The following is a 17,192-nucleotide window of genomic DNA, read 5'->3' as shown; positions in this document are numbered from 1 at the left end:
GGCCCCGAAGTCTCCGCCGGTGCGGCGGGAAGTCTTGTCAGCCGGCGAGCCGCTGACGGAGGTCGGCGAGGCGCGCGGAGACGCTCGCGTCGATGACGTCGTCGGCGATCTGCACGCGCAGTCCGCCCACGATCGACGGGTCGATGACCGTGCTCAGCGACACATCGGTGCCGTAACGTGCCGACAGGCTGTCGCGCAGGCGTTCGCTCTGCGCGGCGCTGAGCGGCACCGCCACCGTGACGGTGGCCACGACCCGACCACGCTGCGATGCGACCAATGACAGGGCACGAGCGAGCGCCTGGCGGACACGACGCTCACGGGGCTGCTGCACGAGGCTCGAGACGACCAGCACGGTCGCGGCGCTCACGCGTCCGTCGAGCAGTTTCTCGACGAGAGCGCCCTTCGCGGCGTTGTCGCCCATGCGCGAGCCCAGTGCGAGTTCGAGCTCGGGATTCTCGGCCACGGTACGGGAGAAGGCGAACAGCTCGCCTTCCAGGTCCGTGCCGGAGGAGGCGACGGACGCGGCCCGCACCGCGAGCTCCTCGACGCCGTCCACCAGCTCGTCGGCGGAGGACCAGCGCTGCACCACCACGGTCTCCAACAGCTGCACGGCGACCGAGGAGAACCTCGGACCGAACACGTCCGCGATGACCTTGCGGCGCGCGTCGCCGGCCGCGGCGGAATCGGACACCGCACCCGCGAGCGCGGGCGAGGAGCCGAGGACGCGGGCGGCCTGGAACAGCTGGCCCGCGACCTCGAGATCCACACCGGATGCGTCGCCCAGGGCGGCGTTGGTCACCGCGAGAGCGTGCGTGGTGGCGCTTCCCATTACTTGGCCGCCTTCTCGGAGGCCTCGAGCTCTGCGAGGAAGCGGTCGACGACACCCTGAGCGGCCTTGTCGTCGTTGAGCTTCTCGCCGATCACGCCGCCGGCGAGATCGAGCGCGAGCGTACCGACTTCGGCACGCAGCGTGACCAGGGCGGTCTGACGCTCGGCCTCGATCTGCGCACGCGCCTGGGCACTCACACGGGCGGCTTCGGTCGACGCGGCCTCACGTGCCTCGGCGACGATCTTCTTGCCGTCCTCACGGGCGACCTCACGGATCTCACCGGCCTCCTTGCGCGCCTCGGCGAGCTGAGCGGTGTACTCCTCGAGCGCGGCCTCGGCCTGGCGCTGGGCCTCGTCGGCCTTGGCGATGTTGCCCTCGATCGCAGTGGCCCGCTTGTCGAGGAGCTCCTGCATCCGAGGAAGCACGACGCGCCAGAAGACGAACAGGATGACGACGAAGCACACCGCCGACCAGACGATGTCGTACACCGCCGGGATGAGGGGGCTCGGGGCTGCCGCGCCACCTTCCTCGGCGGCGCGGGCGACAAGAGCGTTCAGCATCCTGTCTCCTTACTTTGTTCGATCGGGCTCAGAAACCGAAGATGAAGCCGGTCGCGATACCGATGAAGGCGAGCGCCTCGGTGAAGGCGATACCGATGAACATGAGGACCTGCAGGCGGCCGGCGAGCTCGGGCTGGCGAGCGACGCCCTCGATCGTCTTGCCGACGACGATGCCCACGCCGATCGCGGGGCCGATGGCGGCGAGGCCGTAGCCGATCGTCGCGACAGATCCGGTCACCTGGGCGAGAACCGTAGTTGCGTCCACGGATGTTTCCTTTCGTTGTGGGCGGCGGGTGCCGTCCCGATCAGTGCTCTTCAGCGACGGCGAGCTGGATGTAGACCGCAGTCAGGATGGTGAAGACGTATGCCTGGAGGAAGGCCACCAGGATCTCGAAGAGGGTGAAGGCGAAGCCGAAAGCGAGCGTTCCCGCACCGAGCAGGGTCCAGAATCCGCTGAGCCCGAAGACGAAGAACTGCGTGGCCGCGAAGAACAGGACGAGCATGAGGTGCCCGACGATCATGTTCATCAGCAGACGCAGGGTGAGCGTCACGGGCCGGATGATGAACGTCGAGAGGAACTCGAGCGGGATGATGATGATGTACAGCGGCCACGGCACGCCGGAGGGCATCAGGGAGTTCTTGAAGAACTTGCCCGGGCTCTTCTTCACACCCGCGTAGATGAAGGTCACGTAGGCGACGATCGCGAGAAGCAGCGGAACGGCGATGACGCTCGTGCCGGCGATGTTCAGACCCGGGATGATGCCCGTGATGTTCATGAACAGCACCATGAAGAAGATGGTCGTGAGAATCGGGAGGAAGCGGTTGCCGTCCTTGCGGCCCAGCAGGTCGTGCGCGATGTTGACCCGGACGAAGTCCAGCCCCATCTCCACCACGCTCTGGAAGCGGGTGGGAACCAGCCGCATCCGCCGCGTTCCGACGAGGAAGAGAACGACGAGAACGACGGTCGCCAGGATCTGGATCAGGTTGATCCGCGTGATCGCGAAGGGCGTGCCCTCGAAGAGAATCGCATCCGGGAAGAATTCCCAGATAGACGGCGCATGGAACTCGGGGCCGGATTCCTCGGCGGAAACGATCAGGGTCGCAGCTTGACTAAACAGCGCTTGCTCCAACTTCGGGGCACCGGTCTAAACCGTTGCGACGATGGATGATGTACACCGCGCTCGGGCACTCTGGCGCTCGTGGTCGGGTGCCGGAACAGCCTATCAAACTCCCAGGGTGGCGAGTCACACCGACCCGGACGGTCGTCGGTCGTCGGTGCGCTCCCCCTCTTCGGGGTCGGTGGGCAGCGTGGTGTCCGACACGTGCGGGAGTCGGCGGCGCATGAGCACGACGACGTCGACCACGAGCGAGGCGATGACGCTCACGACGAGGGCCACGAAGAAGACGCCCGGCACGATCCAGGGCGCTCCGCGCAGCGCGAGCATGACCAGAACGAACACGACGAGCTTGAGGATCCAGCCGCCCAGGACGATGCCGAAGAAGATCGGGACGTACAGGGGGTCGCCGAACCAGCGGTTGGCGATGAGGATGCTGCCGGCGGTGATTCCGAGGAAGACGGCGGAGATCAGCACGCCGACCAGCGCGCTGACCAGCCCCTCGACGCCGGCGACGAGCAGTCCGCCGACGGCGCCGGCGACCAGCAGCACGCCGATCACGGCGGCGAACCACAGCAGGGCGGTGCGCAGGAAGGGCGTGCTGGAGACGGGGGTGGGGGCACTCATGGTGTTTCCTCGGCGATCTCGTCGGGGGCTGTGGTGGATCTCGAACGGCGGGCGGGCAAGAAGGTGACGACGAGGCAGGCGGCAACGCCGACCACGCCGAAGGCCACACCGATCCAGTACTGGCCGAACCAGTCCTCGCGGGTGGCGATGTACATCAGCAGGAAGGTGATCCCGATGATCGCCGTCCACGCGTAGAAGATGAGCACGGCATCGCGGTCGGAATGGCCCATATCGAGCATCCGGTGGTGCAGGTGCTTGCGGTCAGGCGAGAACGGCGACTTCCCCGCACGCATCCGACGGAACACCGCGGACCCGAAATCGAGCAGCGGCAGGATGACGACGGCGATGGGCAGCAGGATCGGGATGAAGGCACCCAGCAGCTGCGAGCGGCCGAGCTGTTCGGGATCCAACGCCGCCGGCGGCAGGTTGCCGGTGATCGACACGGCGGAGGTCGCCATCAGCAGTCCGAGCATCAGGGCTCCCGAGTCGCCCATGAACATCTTCGCGCGGTGCCAGTTGAAGGGCAGGAACCCCGCGCACGCGCCGACGAGGACCACGGCGATGAAGGACGACAGGTTGAAGTAGGTGCTGGCACCGACATCGCGCGTGAGGATGTACGCGTAGACGAAGAAGATGCCGTTGGCGATCAGACACACCCCCGCCACAAGACCGTCCAGTCCGTCGATGAAGTTGACCGCGTTCATCACGATGACGATCGAGAACACCGTGAGCACGATGCTCATCCAGCTCGAACCCACGGTGACCCCGCCGATCGGCAGCGCGTAGATCTGGATGTGCCCGAACCAGGCGATGATGCCCGCCGCGACGAACTGGGCACCCAGCTTGATCATCCAGTCCAGATCCCAGAGGTCGTCCGCGATGCCGACGAGCACGATCAACAGGGTCGCAGCGAGGATCGAGAGGATGGGCCACGGATCGATCCAGAAGATGGAGAAGAACGGGTTCGTGGAAGAGATGGCGAAGGCCGCGACCACCCCGAGGAACATCGCGATCCCGCCCAGACGCGGCGTCGGGCGGGTGTGGACGTCGCGTTCACGGATCGCCGGGTGGAGTTTGTACCGGATGGCGACGCGCCAGACCGTCCACGACAGCGCCGCCGTGATGAGCGCCGTGACGACGGCGATCAGCAGGTACTGCGTCACGCGGAGTCGCCCGCGTCCTCATCCGGCTCCGGCTCAAGCCGATCGCCCAGGACCTCCAGGATCTCGGAGCGGTCGACGGCGCCGTAGCGAAGGATGCGGGCGTGTCCCGTACCGCCGAACGCGAGCGGCGTCGCGTCGATGATCGTCGAGGGCACGCCGCGATCGCTCGCGCCGTCGTCGAGGTACACCGAGACGCTGTCGCCGAGCATCACCAGCGCGGAGTGCGCGTCGATGGCGGCGGGTTTGCCGGTGAGATTCGCGCTCGAGACGGCCAGCGGACCGGTCTCCTCGAGGAGTTCCAGGGCGAGTCGGTGCGCCGGCATCCGCACGGCGACCGTACCGCGAGTCTCCCCCAGGTCCCAGGACAATGAGGGTTGAGCGGGCAGGACAACAGTGAGCCCACCCGGCCAATGCGCCTCGACGAGCCGTTCGATGGGCTCGGGCAGGTCACTCACGAGCGCACGCACGGTCGACAGGCCCGCGACGAGCACAGGCGGAGGCTGCTGGCGCCCGCGGCCCTTCGCCGCGAGCAGCGCAGCGACCGCGGAGGGGCTGAACGCGTCGGCGGCGACACCGTAGACGGTGTCGGTGGGCAGGACGACAAGTTCGCCGCGCGCGATCGCCTGGCGGGCAGCACGCATACCGGCCAGAAGCTGCGACTCATCGCGGCAGTCGTAGAGAGAGGACATGTCGGCTCCATTCTACGTACGAGGCGAACGCTGGCCCAGGAGCACGGCGACGCTCACGTCACGGGATCAGGGGCGGATCGCAGTGGTGGCGCGGTCGCGCAGCGTGAGATCGGGGTGCGTGGCGGCCGATCGCCACCCCGCCGCGGTCAGGACCTCGCGAACCGACGCTCCCTGCACCTCGGCGTGTTCGATGATGATCGCGCCGCCGGAATGCACCAGCCGCAGGCCGACGCGCGCGAGCACCCGCACGACGTCGAGGCCGTCATCGCCGCCGTACAGTGCCTGCGGCGGATCGTAGAGACGCACCTCAGGATCTCGTGGGATCGCCTCCGCGGGAACGTACGGCGGGTTCGACACCAGGACGGAGACCTTCCCGTCGAGATCGCCGAACGCGTCCGCCAGGTCGGCGAAGACGAGCCGCGCGTTCGAGGCGTTCACGCGGGCGAAGTTCTCTTTGGCCCAGATGAAAGCGTCGACGGAGTTCTCCACAGCGTGCACCCTCGCGTGCGGGACCTCGGTCGCCATCGCGAGCGCGATCGCGCCGGAGCCTGTTCCGAGATCGACGGCGACGGGCTCGGGCGATGCACTCGCGCGCAGGGCATCGATGGCCAGCTGGGCGACCATCTCGGTTTCTGGGCGCGGCACGAACACGCCCGGGCCGACGGAGAGCTCCAGGTGCCGGAACGGCGCCACGCCCGTCAGGTGCTGCAGCGGCTCGCGCGCCGCGCGGCGCTCCACGAGGCGTAGGAGGCGCTGGAGCGCGTCGGAGTCCAGCTCGGCCGCGCGGATGGCGGCAGCCTGCACCTCGCCGCGACCGATCCCCAGCACGTGCCCCAGGAGCAGCTCCGCATCGACGCGCGGATCGACGATGCCGGCGCGGGCGAAGCGGGCCGAGACGTCGCCGAGGACGACGTCGATCCGCGATGTCGCGGACGCGCGGACGTACTGATCGGAGGGCGTGGAGGGACACATGAGCCCGCCCAGCCTACCCGCTGCGTCATACTCGACCTCCGCCGGGATTGCTCCCCTAGGCTGGGCGCACCTCGTCCCCGACTCGAAAGGTCGCGTCATGCCCGGCATCCACTCCGACATCACCTCCGCGTTCGGCGAGACGCCTCTCGTGCGTCTGAACCGCGTGACGGAGGGCGTCGACGGCGTCGTCCTGGCCAAGCTCGAGTTCTACAACCCCGCCTCCAGCGTGAAGGACCGCCTTGGGATCGCGATCGTCGATGCTGCGGAGGCGTCCGGTGAGCTGAAGCCCGGCGGAACGATCGTGGAGTCCACGAGCGGCAACACCGGCATCGCCCTCGCGATGGTCGGCGCCGCCCGCGGTTACCGCGTCATCCTCACCATGCCGGCGTCGATGTCGAAGGAGCGCCGCATCCTGCTGAAGGCCTTCGGTGCGGAGCTCGTGCTCACCGACCCGACGAAGGGCATGTCGTTCGCGGTCGACGAGGCCAAGCGCATCGTCGCCGAGACGCCCGGCGCCGTCTGGGCCCGCCAGTTCGAGAACGAGGCGAATCCCGCCATCCACCGCCGCACCACGGCTGAGGAGATCCTGCGCGACACCGACGGCAAGGTCGACTACTTCGTCGCGGGCATCGGTACGGGAGGCACGATCACAGGTGTCGGCGAGGTGCTGAAGGAGCGCGTGCCGGGCGTGAAGATCGTCGCCGTCGAGCCCGCCGACTCCCCCATCCTCACCAAGGGACACCCGGGACCGCACAAGATCCAGGGCATCGGGCCCAACTTCGTCCCTGCCATCCTCAACCGGGACATCATCGACGAGGTCATCGATGTCGAGTTCGACGACGCGATCCGCGTCGCTCGGGAGACCGCTGCGAAGGACGGCGTGCTCGTGGGCATGTCCAGCGGCGCCGCGATCTGGGCGGCCCTCCAGATCGCCGCACGCCCCGAGGCCGCGGGCAAGAACATCGTCGTCATCATCCCGTCGGCGGGCGAGCGCTACCTCACCACTGCACTGTTCGAAGACCTCCGCGAGGACTGATGCCGGTCGCTGTGATTCGCCGCGTCCGGGAAGACATCGCCGCCGCCAGGTTGCGCGATCCCGCCGCCCGCGGTGGCGTGGAGATCGCCCTGTTGTACCCGGGGCTCCACGCGATCTGGGCGCATCGCGTCTGGCACGCGCTGTGGCGTCGGCGTCTGCGCTTCGTCGCCCGGGCGGGATCCCAGCTGACGCGGTGGCTCACGGGCATCGAGATCCATCCCGGCGCGCGGATCGGCCGCCGCTTCTTCATCGATCACGGCATGGGCGTCGTCATCGGTGAGACGGCGGAGGTCGGCGACGACGTCATGCTCTACCACGGTGTCACCCTGGGCGGCCGTCAGCGCGAAGGGGGCAAGCGGCACCCGACGCTCGGCGACGGTGTCGCGGTTGGCGCCGGCGCCAAGATCCTGGGGCCCGTACACATCGGCGCGCACAGCGTCGTCGGGGCCAACGCCGTGGTCACCCGCGATGCCCCCGCCGATAGCGTGCTGGTGGGCGTGCCGGCGAAGGCTCGGCCGCGCGGGCGCAACGAGGACACCCGAGCGCTGCTCGCCGCGCCCGAGTACTCGATCTAGCCGCGACGTCTGCACGGTGCGCGGGAGCATCGGCGCCGCATCCGCCCCTCCGTGGCACTCACGCACCACCGGTCGTGCACACGTCGCGGCGCCGTACGCTCGGAGGATGAGCGAGCTGCACGAGTCGTCCCTCGTCGAGCTGGCGCGGATGCTGCAGGGCGGCGATCTGGATCCGGTTCAGGTCACGCGGCATTACCTGGCGCGCATCGCGGCACGGGCGGAGCTGGGCGCATTCGCCGAGGTCACCGCTGACGCCGCGCTCGAGCGCGCGCAGCGGCTCCCGCGGGGGACGGCGCGCGGCCCCCTCTACGGCATCCCCCATGCCGACAAGGATCTGGTCGCGCGGGCGGGCGTACCCACGCGATACGGCTCGCGCGCCCGCGCGGATCACGTCCCGGCCGTGTCCGATCCGTTGACGCTCGCCCTCGATGCCGCGGGCGTCGTGAACGTGGGCAAGACGGCGACGAGCGAGTTCGGCCTCACCGGCTACACGGAGCCGCGGACCAACTCACCGGCGCGCGATCCCTGGGATCCGGCGAACGGCGCGGGCGGGTCGAGCGGCGGCGCGGCGGTCGCGGTCGCGGCGGGCCTGCTCCCGGCGGCCGTGGGTTCGGACGGCGGCGGCTCGATCCGCATCCCCGCCGCGACCGTCGGCGTCGTAGGGCTCAAGCCGTCACGGGGACGCCTGCCCATCGGCTCGGGGCTGGACTCCCCCGACCAGCTCGCCGTGACCGGACCGCTCGCACGCAGTGTCACCGATGCCGCCTACCTGTTCGACACCCTGGTCGGACTCGCCCCCTACCCCTACGCGACCGCGGCGCCCGGACCGGGCAGCACCACCGATGCCCTGCGACGGATGCCGCAGCCCGCCCGGATCGGCGTCACCACCGTGTCCCCGTGGGACGACGACGAGGACATCCGCCTGGATCCCGACGCTCGCGAGGCGGTCGCGCGAGCCGCATCCTGGCTCGCCGGCGACGGGCACGAGGTCGAGGACGCGGCCTGGCACCCGCGCGGATATCCGGACATGTTCCGCCGGCTGTGGCGGGTCAGCGCCGCGCGCATCCCCCTCTCCGACACGGACATGGACCTGGTCGAACCCCTGACCGCGTGGCTTGTGCAGCAGGGACGCGCGCTGTCGGGCATCGAGGCGCTGGACGCATTGAGCGCCGCGCGGGCGTTCGAGCGTCAGACCGTCGCCGCCTTCGCGCCCTACGACGCTGTCCTGATGCCCGCCCTCGCGCAGACGCCGCGCCCGGTGGGCTGGTACGACGGACACGATCCGCTTCGCACGTTCGCCCTCCAGGTGGAGTACGCGCCGTACTCCAGCTTCGTCAACGTCGCGGGGCTGCCGGCGGTGACGCTGCCCGTGACGGTTGCGAGATCCGGACACCCCGTGTCCGTCCAGCTGGTGGGCAGACCCGGCGGCGAGGCCGCCATCCTGTCGCTCGCGGCGCAGCTGGAAGATCACCGCGGCGCGCTGGCGCATCCGCCCGTCTGGTGACGGAACGCGCTCACTCCCCCGCGAGCGCCGCCAGCCGAGCTTCTTCGTCCGCGGCGATGGCGGAGTCGATGATGGGCCCCAGGGCCCCGTCCATGACCTGATCGAGGTTGTATGCCTTGTAGCCGGTGCGGTGGTCGGCGATGCGGTTCTCGGGGAAGTTGTACGTGCGGATGCGCTCGGAGCGGTCCATGCCCCGGATCTGCGAGCGTCGGGCGTCGGATGCGGCGGCGTCCCGCTCCTCCTGCTGCTTGGCGAGCAGGCGGGCGCGCAGCACGCGCATCGCCGCCTCACGGTTCTGCAGCTGGCTCTTCTCGTTCTGCATCGACACGACGATGCCCGTGGGCACGTGGGTGATGCGCACGGCCGAGTCCGTGGTGTTGACCGACTGACCGCCAGGGCCGGACGAACGGAAGACATCGATCTTCAGATCGTTCTGATCGATCTGGATCTCCTCCGGCTCATCGACCTCGGGGAAGACGAGGACACCGGTGGTGGAGGTGTGGATGCGGCCCTGCGACTCGGTCGCCGGTACCCGCTGCACGCGATGAACGCCGCCCTCGTACTTGAGGTGGGCCCACACCCCGGCGGCGGGGTCGGTGCTGGAGCCCTTGATCGCCACCTGGACGTCCTTGTAGCCGCCCAGGTCCGATTCGTTGCGCTCGAGCAGTTCGGTCTTCCACCCCTGAGACGCCGCGTACTGCACGTACATGCGCAGCAGGTCCGCCGCGAACAGCGCGCTCTCGGCACCGCCCTCGCCGGCCTTGATCTCCATGATCACGTCACGCGCGTCGTCGGGATCGCGCGGGATGAGCAGGCGCCGCAGCCGCTCCTGGGCGGCGTCGCGCTGCTCCTCGAGCGCGGGAACCTCATCGGCGAACGCCGCATCCTCGCCCGCGAGTTCACGGGCTGCTGCGAGGTCTTCCACGGACCCCTGCCACGCCTCGTACGCGTGCACGATGCGGGAGAGCTCGGCGTAGCGTCGGTTCACCCGCTTCGCGCGGGCCGCGTCGGCGTGCACGGCGGGGTCGGAGAGCTCCTCCTGGACCGCCTTGTGCTCGTCGAGGAGTCCGCGAACGGACTCGAACATGCCGGAATCGGACACGGCCGACGGGGTCAGCGGATGTTGTTCTCGTGACCGTGCGAATGCCCGCCCGAGGCCGGAGCCGGGATGGACTTCTGCATCTGCACGAGGAACTCGACGTTCGACGAGGTCTCCTTGAGCTTGCCGAGCACGACCTCGAGGGCCTGCTGCGGGTCGAGACCCGCCAGCGCGCGCCGCAGCTTCCAGGTGATCTTGACCTCGTCCGCCGAGAGCAGCATCTCTTCGCGACGCGTGCTCGACGCGTTCACGTCGACCGCGGGGAAGATGCGCTTGTCGGCGAGCTGACGGCTGAGCCGCAGCTCGCTGTTGCCGGTGCCCTTGAACTCCTCGAAGATGACGTCATCCATCTTGGAGCCGGTCTCGACCAACGCGGTCGCGAGGATCGTCAGCGAGCCGCCGTTCTCGATGTTGCGCGCAGCGCCGAAGAAGCGCTTGGGCGGGTAGAGGGCCGCAGCGTCGACACCGCCGGAGAGCACACGACCGCTCGTGGGCGCCGACACGTTGTACGCGCGACCGAGGCGGGTGATCGAGTCGAGCAGCACGACGACGTCGCGACCGAGCTCCACGAGGCGCTTGGCACGCTCGATGGCGAGCTCGGCGACCGTGGTGTGGTCTTCGGCGGGACGGTCGAAGGTGGACGCGATGACCTCGCCCTTCACCGTGCGCTGCATGTCGGTGACCTCTTCGGGGCGCTCGTCGACGAGCACGACCATGAGGTGGACCTCGGGGTTGTTGTGCGCGATCGCGTTGGCGATCTGCTGCAGAACGATGGTCTTGCCGGCCTTGGGCGGTGCGACGATGAGGCCGCGCTGGCCCTTGCCGATGGGAGCGACGAGATCGATGATGCGCTGCGTCAGCTTCTCGGGCGCGGTCTCCAGACGCAGACGCTCCTGCGGGTAGAGCGGGGTGAGCTTGCCGAACTCGACGCGATCAGCCGCATCCTCGACGGAGAGACCGTTGATCGCATCGACCTTGACGAGCGCGTTGTACTTCTGGCGACCCGACTGCTCGCCCTCGCGGGGCTGCTTGATCGCGCCGACGACCGCGTCGCCCTTGCGGAGGTTGTACTTCTTGACCTGGCCGAGCGAGACATATACGTCACTCGCGCCCGGCAGGTAGCCGGACGTGCGCACGAATGCGTAGTTGTCGAGCACGTCGAGCACACCTGCGATCGGGATGAGGATGTCGTCCTCGCCGATCTCGGTCTCGAACTCATCGCCCTGGCCCTGGCCGCGACGCTTGTTGCGCTGGCGGCCCCGACCGGACTGCTGCTCGTCGTCCTCTGCGGCGGCGGGCGCGGCGTTCTGCCCCTGGTTCTGCTGGCCGTTCTGGCTGTTCTGGCCGGCTGCGCCCTGAGCGTTCTCGCGTCGGTTGCGGTTGCGGCTCCGGCTGCGGCTTCGGCTGCGGCCGCCCTGCTCACCCTCGGCGTTCTGCTCGCCCTCGGCGCCGGAGGCATCCTCGCCCGAGCTGTTCTCACCGGAGGCGTCGGCAGCCGGTGCCGCGTCGGCCGTCTCGGCGGGCGCGGTCTCGGACCCGGACCCGGCCGTCGCGGCATCCGTCGACGGGGCCTCGGTGGCGGCTTCCGGAGCCGTCGCCTCTGCGGCGACCTCGGCGGGCGCCTCCTCGGGAGCGGCTGCAGTCTTGCGCGCCCGGCGCGGGGCCTTCTTGGCCGGAGCCTTGGCCGCGGGCGCCTCTTCGGCTGCTGCGTCGTCCGTGGCGGGGGCGGCGGCAGGTGCCTCGATGGCCGGAGCTTCGGCAGCGGCGGGCGCCTCCTCGGCGACCTCGACAGCAGCAGCGGCCTCCGCGGCGGGGGCCTCGGCGCTCTTCGCGCGGCGGGGCGCGCGCTTGCGCGGTGCCTTCACCGGGGCTTCGGCGACGGCGGCATCCGCGGCGGCCGCCTCGGATGCGGGCGCCTCGGCGGCGGGGACGGCCTCGGCGACGGTGTCGTCGACGTTGGCGTCGGTGGACTGGATCTCGGAGATGGACTCCACGAGTACTCCCTTGATGAAACGTGTGTCAGCGCGTGACCGCACAGAAGGCCCAACAGACAGGCATTCGTCCACACCCAGCGCATGCTCGGGATACGCGCGACGACATCGCGGGGATGTGTCGCGAGTATGAGTGCAGGGGTCACGCGGCCGGTTCGCAGATTGCGACGGAGGCCAGATTCACGTCAGTGACGTGGCACCCTCCGCGTTGTCCCTCACTGTACCACCCTTGAAGTCGACCGCGAGCATGAGCGCCTCCCACGGAGTGTCCGCGTGCGAGGCGACAAGCTGAGCGGCTTCCAGGCGGCGTCCGGGACCGTCGGCGAGTACGAGGACCGACGGCCCCGCCCCCGAGACGACAGCCGCGAACCCCTCCCGCCGCAGCGCCTGCACGAGGCGATCCGTCTCGGGCATGGCCGCTGCGCGATAGCTCTGATGCAGTTTGTCTTCGGTGGCGGCCATGAGCAGTTCGGGGCTCTGCGTCAGCGCCGCGATCAGCAAGGCCGAGCGCGACACGTTGAAGACAGCGTCCGCACGCGAGAACTGGTCGGGCTGCAGGCCGCGCGCGACCGAGGTCGACATCGTGAACTCGGGCACGAAGACGATGGGAGACACACCACGGTGCACGAGGAGCTTCTTGTGCTGCGGACCGTTCTCGTCGACCCAGGCGATCGTGAGACCGCCGAAGAGGGCGGGCGCGACGTTGTCGGGATGGCCCTCGAGCTCCGTGGCAAGCCTCAGCAGTGTGTCGGCGTCGAGATCCACCTCATCCTCGAGCAGTCCCTTTGCAGCCAGGAGCCCCGACACGACGGCCGCACCGGAGGAGCCCATGCCCCTCCCGTGCGGAATGACGTTGCGCGCGCGCAGGCGTAGGCCCGGCATGGGCAGACCCGCATCCGCGAAGGCGTAGGCGATGGCGCGCACGACGAGGTGCGAGGCATCACGCGGGACCTGGTCGGCGCCGGCGCCGTCGACCTCGATCTCGAGCAGGCCCGGTTCGAGGACTTCGACCTCGAGCTCGTCGTAGACGCTGAGTGCCAGGCCGAGCGTGTCGAAGCCGGGCCCGAGGTTGGCGCTCGTGGCGGGCACGCGCACTGTCACCGCGCGGCCCACGGCGACCGTCATTGAGAGCCCTGCGGGGCGAGCTCCAGCACCGAGGCGACCTCCGAGACGGAGTTGTCGACGACGGTGGGGGCGACCTCGCCGCCGGCTGCGTCGCGCAGGGCCCACTGCGGGTCCTTGAGACCGTGGCCGGTGACGGTGAGTACCACGCGGGCGCCCGCGGGGATCACTCCGGCCTCGGCGCGGTCGAGCAGACCCGCGACGGAGATCGCGGAGGCGGGCTCGACGAAGACACCGACCGTCTCGCTCAGCAGCTTCTGCGCGGCGAGGATGCGGTCATCCTCGATGGCGCCGAACCAGCCGTCCGTGGCGTCGCGCGCCTGGAGTGCGAACTGCCAGGATGCGGGGTTGCCGATGCGGATGGCGCTGGCCACCGTCTCGGGGTTCTTGACGACCTCACCGCGCACGAGCGGTGCAGAGCCGGCGGCCTGGAGTCCGAACATCCGGGGCACCTTGGTGGAGGCGCCGCGTTCGGCCTCTTCGGTGTAGCCGCGCGTGTAGGCCGTGTAGTTGCCCGCGTTGCCGACGGGCACGATGTGGAAGTCGGGGGCGTCGCCCAGCTGGGAGACGACTTCGTACGCGGCCGTCTTCTGACCGTCGATGCGGTCGGGGTTGACCGAGTTCACGAGGTGCACCGGGTAGTTCGCGGCGAGTTCGCGCGCGATCTCCAGGCAGTCGTCGAAGTTGCCGCGGATCTGGATGAGCCTGCCGCCGTGCGCCACGGCCTGGCTCAGCTTGCCCATCGCGATCTTGCCCTCGGGCACGAGCACGGCCGCGGTGATGCCGGCGTGCGCGGCGTAGGCGGCGGCCGACGCCGAGGTGTTGCCCGTGGAGGCGCAGATGACGGCCTTGGCCCCGTGCTCGACGGCGCGCGAGAGCGCCACCGTCATGCCGCGGTCCTTGAACGAGCCGGTCGGGTTCATGCCCTCGAACTTGACCCAGACCTCGGCACCGGTGCGGTGCGACAGGGCCGGTGCCGGGATGAGGGGGGTGCCGCCCTCGCCGAGGGTGACCACCGTGGAGGCGTCGGTCACGCCGAGGCGGTCGGCGTACTCGCGGAGGACTCCGCGCCAGAGGTGTGCCATGTCAGTCTCCTTCTACCCGCAGGACCGAGACGACCCGCTCGACGACGTCGCTGTCCGCGAGTCGATCGACCGTGTCGCTGAGATCCTGCTCGCGTGCTTTGTGCGTTCCGATGACCAGGCGTGCCCGGCCCGAGTCTGCGCCGTCCTCGGCGATGACCGTCTGTTCGACCGTCGCGATCGAGACGTGCCCCTCGCTCAGGGTGCCGGCGATGTGGGCGAGCACGCCCGCCTGGTCGCTGACCTCGAGCGTGATCTGGTACCGCGTCTGCGCGTGCCCGATCGGCAGGACCGGCAGGTTCGCGCGCGTGGACTCCCCCACGCCCACGCCGCCCGCGATGTGCCGGCGGGCCGCGGAGACGACGTCGCCCAGCACGGCGGACGCGGTCTGCACGCCGCCGGCCCCGGCACCGTAGAACATGAGCGAACCCGCCGCCTCCGCCTCGACGAAGACCGCGTTGTTGGCGCCGTGGACGCTGGCGAGCGGATGCGAGCGTGGAACCAGCGCCGGATAGACCCGCACCGAGATGGCCTCGCCGGTCGGCGAGTCCTGACCGGTCAACCGTTCGCAGACGGCGAGCAGCTTGATGACGTAGCCCGCGTGACGAGCCGCATCCATCATCTGCGTCGTGATCGTGGTGATGCCCTCGCGGTGGACGGACTCGAGCGGCACGGCCGTGTGGAAGGCGAGCGAGGCGAGGATGGCCGCCTTCTGCGCCGCGTCGTAGCCTTCCACGTCTGCGGTCGGGTCGGCCTCGGCATATCCGAGGGCCTGCGCCTGCGCCAGGACGTCGGAGAACTCCGCACCTTCGGTGTCCATCCGGTCGAGGATGTAGTTCGTCGTCCCGTTGACGATGCCCATGATGCGCTGAACGCGGTCACCGGCGAGGGAGTCGCGCAACGGGCGGATGATCGGGATGGCGCCGGCCGCGGCCGCCTCGTAGTACACCTGCGCGCCGACCTGGTCGGCGGCGTCGAAGATCTCGGAGCCGTGCGTCGCCAGCAGTGCCTTGTTGGCCGTCACGACGTCGGCGCCGGAGTTGATCGCCTGCAGCAGGTGGGTCCTCGCCGGCTCGATGCCACCGATGAGCTCGATCACGATGTCGGCCCCGACGATGAGCGACTCGGCGTCGGTCGTGAAGAGCTCCTGCGGAAGGTCGACGTCGCGCGGGGCGTCGACGTCGCGCACGGCGATACCGGCGAGCTGGAGGCTCGCTCCCGCGCGGTCCGCGAGCTCATCGCCGTGTTTGAGCAGGAGAGCTGCGACCTGCGACCCGACGGCGCCGGCTCCCAGCAGAGCGACGCGGAGGTGGCGGTGGTCGATCATGAATCACCTTTCTGCGTGAGGACCGCATCGCGGGCGAGGAGGTCGTCGACCGTCTCGCCGTGCACGATGACACGGGCCTCGGCGTCACGCACCGCGACCACCGGGGGCCGCGGTACGTAGTTGTAGTTGCTCGACAGCGAGAAGCAGTAGGCGCCGGTCGCCGGCACCGCGAGCAGGTCGCCGGGGGCGACGTCGGCGGGGAGGTACTCGGCGTTGACGACGATGTCGCCCGACTCGCAGTGCGAGCCGACCACGCGCACGAGGGTGGGAGCCGCGTCACTGACGCGGGAGGCGATGCGGGCCGAATAGTCGGCGCCGTAGAGCGCCGGGCGGGCGTTGTCGCTCATCCCGCCGTCGACGCTGACGTAGGTGCGCACGAGCCCGTCGCCGAGCGAGACGGGTTTGACCGTGCCGACCTCGTACAGCGTCACCCCGGCGGTTCCGACGATGGCGCGCCCCGGCTCGAACGCCAGCGTGGGCACCGGCACGTCGAGGCGCGCGCAGGTGGCGGCGACGGCATCCACGATGGCATCCGCGAGTTCCTCGATCACCGCAGGCTGCTGGTCGCGCGTGTAGGCGATGCCGAAGCCGCCGCCGAGGTTGAGCACGTCGAGACCGCCCAGCTCCGCGTGGAGGGCCACGAGCCGCTCGGCGGATGCGGCGAAGCCGTCCGACCCGAAGATCTGGGAGCCGATGTGGCAGTGCAGGCCGATGAGCTCGACGCCGGGGATGGCGCGCAGCAGCGCCGCCGCCTCCCGTGCACCGTCGAGGGAGAGGCCGAACTTCTGGTCCTCGTGCGCTGTCGCGAGGAAGTCGTGGGTCTCGGCGTGGATCCCGGTGTTCACGCGGATCATCACGGGCTGGCGGCGAGAAGCGCCGTCGGTCACGGATGCGAGGCGCACGATCTCGTCGACGCTGTCCACGATGATCGTCCCGATCCCGATCTCGACGGCCCGCGCCAGCTGGCTCGTGGACTTGTTGTTGCCGTGCAGGCCCAGCAGCGACGGATCAGCGCCCGCGGCCAACGCCACCGCCAGTTCACCCGGGCTCGCGACGTCGATGCGCAGCCCCTCTTCGAGAACCCACCCCGCCACGGCCGCGGAGAGGAACGCCTTGCCCGCGTAATAGACGCGCGCTTCGGCACTGTGCCGGGCAGCGGCGCGCTGGAAGGCGGCGAGGATTCGACGGGCGCGACCTCGCACCTCGTCTTCGTCGAGGATGTAGAGCGGAGTGCCGAAGCGTGCGGCGAGCTGTCCCGCATCCACGCCGCCGATCTGCAGACGGCCGTCGCGCCGCGAGGCGGATCCGGGCCACACGACAGGCGCGAGATCGTTCGCGTCGTCCGGCACGAGGAGCCACTCTTCGGCGGCAGCGAGGTCGTGCGAGGAGGACACTACGAGACCCAATCGGTGGTGAAGGGCGGCGGGATTCTCAGCGGCGGCGGAGCCGTCACGACACCCCGACGCGAGTCCCTTGAAGTCTAGGGCACCGCCTATGCCGC

17 protein-coding genes are annotated in these 17,192 nt (G+C 69.7%); 3 read left to right on the top strand and 14 right to left on the bottom strand.

Annotation, left to right across the window (positions count from 1 at the left end):
• Positions 1 to 37: 37 nt before the first annotated feature.
• The 8 genes from SK224_RS15180 to prmC form a co-directional block, all read right to left on the bottom strand.
• Positions 38 to 829 carry a F0F1 ATP synthase subunit delta gene (locus tag SK224_RS15180; protein WP_320435484.1) on the bottom strand — a complete coding sequence of 264 codons (792 nt, stop codon included), beginning with the start codon at positions 827 to 829 and terminating at the stop codon, positions 38 to 40.
• Entirely contained in the window at positions 829 to 1,389 is a 561-nt protein-coding gene (locus SK224_RS15175) for a F0F1 ATP synthase subunit B (RefSeq protein WP_320435483.1), read from the bottom strand. Before SK224_RS15175 ends, SK224_RS15180 begins: the two co-directional genes overlap by 1 nt.
• 28 nt (positions 1,390 to 1,417) lie before the next feature.
• On the bottom strand, positions 1,418 to 1,654 hold the full coding sequence (gene atpE / locus SK224_RS15170; RefSeq protein ID WP_320435482.1) for a F0F1 ATP synthase subunit C: 237 nt from the start codon (positions 1,652 to 1,654) through the stop codon (positions 1,418 to 1,420).
• Positions 1,655 to 1,694: 40 nt separating this feature from the next.
• Positions 1,695 to 2,519: a F0F1 ATP synthase subunit A gene (gene atpB / locus SK224_RS15165; RefSeq protein ID WP_413816796.1), complete on the bottom strand. Its 825-nt coding sequence runs from the start codon at positions 2,517 to 2,519 to the stop codon at positions 1,695 to 1,697.
• A gap of 114 nt (positions 2,520 to 2,633) precedes the next feature.
• Entirely contained in the window at positions 2,634 to 3,131 is a 498-nt protein-coding gene (locus SK224_RS15160) for a hypothetical protein (RefSeq protein WP_320435481.1), read from the bottom strand.
• Positions 3,128 to 4,294: an MraY family glycosyltransferase gene (locus SK224_RS15155; protein WP_320435480.1), complete on the bottom strand. Its 1,167-nt coding sequence runs from the start codon at positions 4,292 to 4,294 to the stop codon at positions 3,128 to 3,130. Before SK224_RS15155 ends, SK224_RS15160 begins: the two co-directional genes overlap by 4 nt.
• Entirely contained in the window at positions 4,291 to 4,983 is a 693-nt protein-coding gene (locus SK224_RS15150; protein WP_320435479.1) for an L-threonylcarbamoyladenylate synthase, read from the bottom strand. Before SK224_RS15150 ends, SK224_RS15155 begins: the two co-directional genes overlap by 4 nt.
• A 66-nt stretch (positions 4,984 to 5,049) precedes the next feature.
• Positions 5,050 to 5,955 carry a peptide chain release factor N(5)-glutamine methyltransferase gene (gene prmC, locus SK224_RS15145; RefSeq protein WP_320435478.1) on the bottom strand — a complete coding sequence of 302 codons (906 nt, stop codon included), beginning with the start codon at positions 5,953 to 5,955 and terminating at the stop codon, positions 5,050 to 5,052.
• A 97-nt stretch (positions 5,956 to 6,052) separates the two neighbouring features.
• Between prmC and cysK the strand changes: the two genes are divergently transcribed.
• From cysK to SK224_RS15130, 3 genes are all read left to right on the top strand, one after another.
• A complete protein-coding gene (cysK, locus tag SK224_RS15140; RefSeq protein WP_274287655.1) occupies positions 6,053 to 6,991 on the top strand; it encodes a cysteine synthase A in 939 nt (312 codons plus the stop codon).
• Positions 6,991 to 7,566, top strand: coding sequence for a serine O-acetyltransferase EpsC (gene epsC, locus SK224_RS15135; protein WP_320435477.1), 576 nt, complete (start codon positions 6,991 to 6,993; stop codon positions 7,564 to 7,566). The genes cysK and epsC overlap by 1 nt, the downstream gene beginning before the upstream one ends.
• A 106-nt stretch (positions 7,567 to 7,672) precedes the next feature.
• Complete coding sequence (locus tag SK224_RS15130) at positions 7,673 to 9,070, top strand: amidase (RefSeq protein WP_320435476.1); 1,398 nt, start codon at positions 7,673 to 7,675, stop codon at positions 9,068 to 9,070.
• Between the two features lie 10 nt (positions 9,071 to 9,080).
• On the opposite strand, the gene prfA is transcribed toward SK224_RS15130, so the two are convergent.
• The 6 genes from prfA to lysA all read right to left on the bottom strand — a co-directional run bounded on the left by prfA (position 9,081) and on the right by lysA (position 17,085).
• A complete protein-coding gene (gene prfA / locus SK224_RS15125; RefSeq protein ID WP_320435475.1) occupies positions 9,081 to 10,157 on the bottom strand; it encodes a peptide chain release factor 1 in 1,077 nt (358 codons plus the stop codon).
• Positions 10,158 to 10,183: 26 nt separating this feature from the next.
• A complete protein-coding gene (rho, locus tag SK224_RS15120; protein ID WP_320435474.1) occupies positions 10,184 to 12,163 on the bottom strand; it encodes a transcription termination factor Rho in 1,980 nt (659 codons plus the stop codon).
• Positions 12,164 to 12,340: 177 nt separating this feature from the next.
• The gene (gene thrB, locus SK224_RS15115; RefSeq protein WP_320435473.1) at positions 12,341 to 13,285 is read right to left on the bottom strand and encodes a homoserine kinase; all 945 of its coding nucleotides are present in this window, start codon (positions 13,283 to 13,285) and stop codon (positions 12,341 to 12,343) included.
• Complete coding sequence (gene thrC / locus SK224_RS15110) at positions 13,282 to 14,367, bottom strand: threonine synthase (RefSeq protein WP_320435472.1); 1,086 nt, start codon at positions 14,365 to 14,367, stop codon at positions 13,282 to 13,284. Before thrC ends, thrB begins: the two co-directional genes overlap by 4 nt.
• Before the next feature lies 1 nt (position 14,368).
• Positions 14,369 to 15,691 (bottom strand): homoserine dehydrogenase, encoded by a 1,323-nt coding sequence (locus SK224_RS15105; protein WP_320435471.1) that lies wholly within the window; start codon positions 15,689 to 15,691, stop codon positions 14,369 to 14,371.
• Entirely contained in the window at positions 15,688 to 17,085 is a 1,398-nt protein-coding gene (gene lysA / locus SK224_RS15100; RefSeq protein ID WP_320435470.1) for a diaminopimelate decarboxylase, read from the bottom strand. The genes SK224_RS15105 and lysA overlap by 4 nt, the downstream gene beginning before the upstream one ends.
• Between the last annotated feature and the right edge of the window lie 107 nt (positions 17,086 to 17,192).

The organism is Microbacterium sp. BG28 (assembly GCF_034044005.1).
Taxonomy (GTDB): domain Bacteria; phylum Actinomycetota; class Actinomycetes; order Actinomycetales; family Microbacteriaceae; genus Microbacterium.
This window is presented reverse-complemented; position numbering and strand designations above follow the sequence as displayed.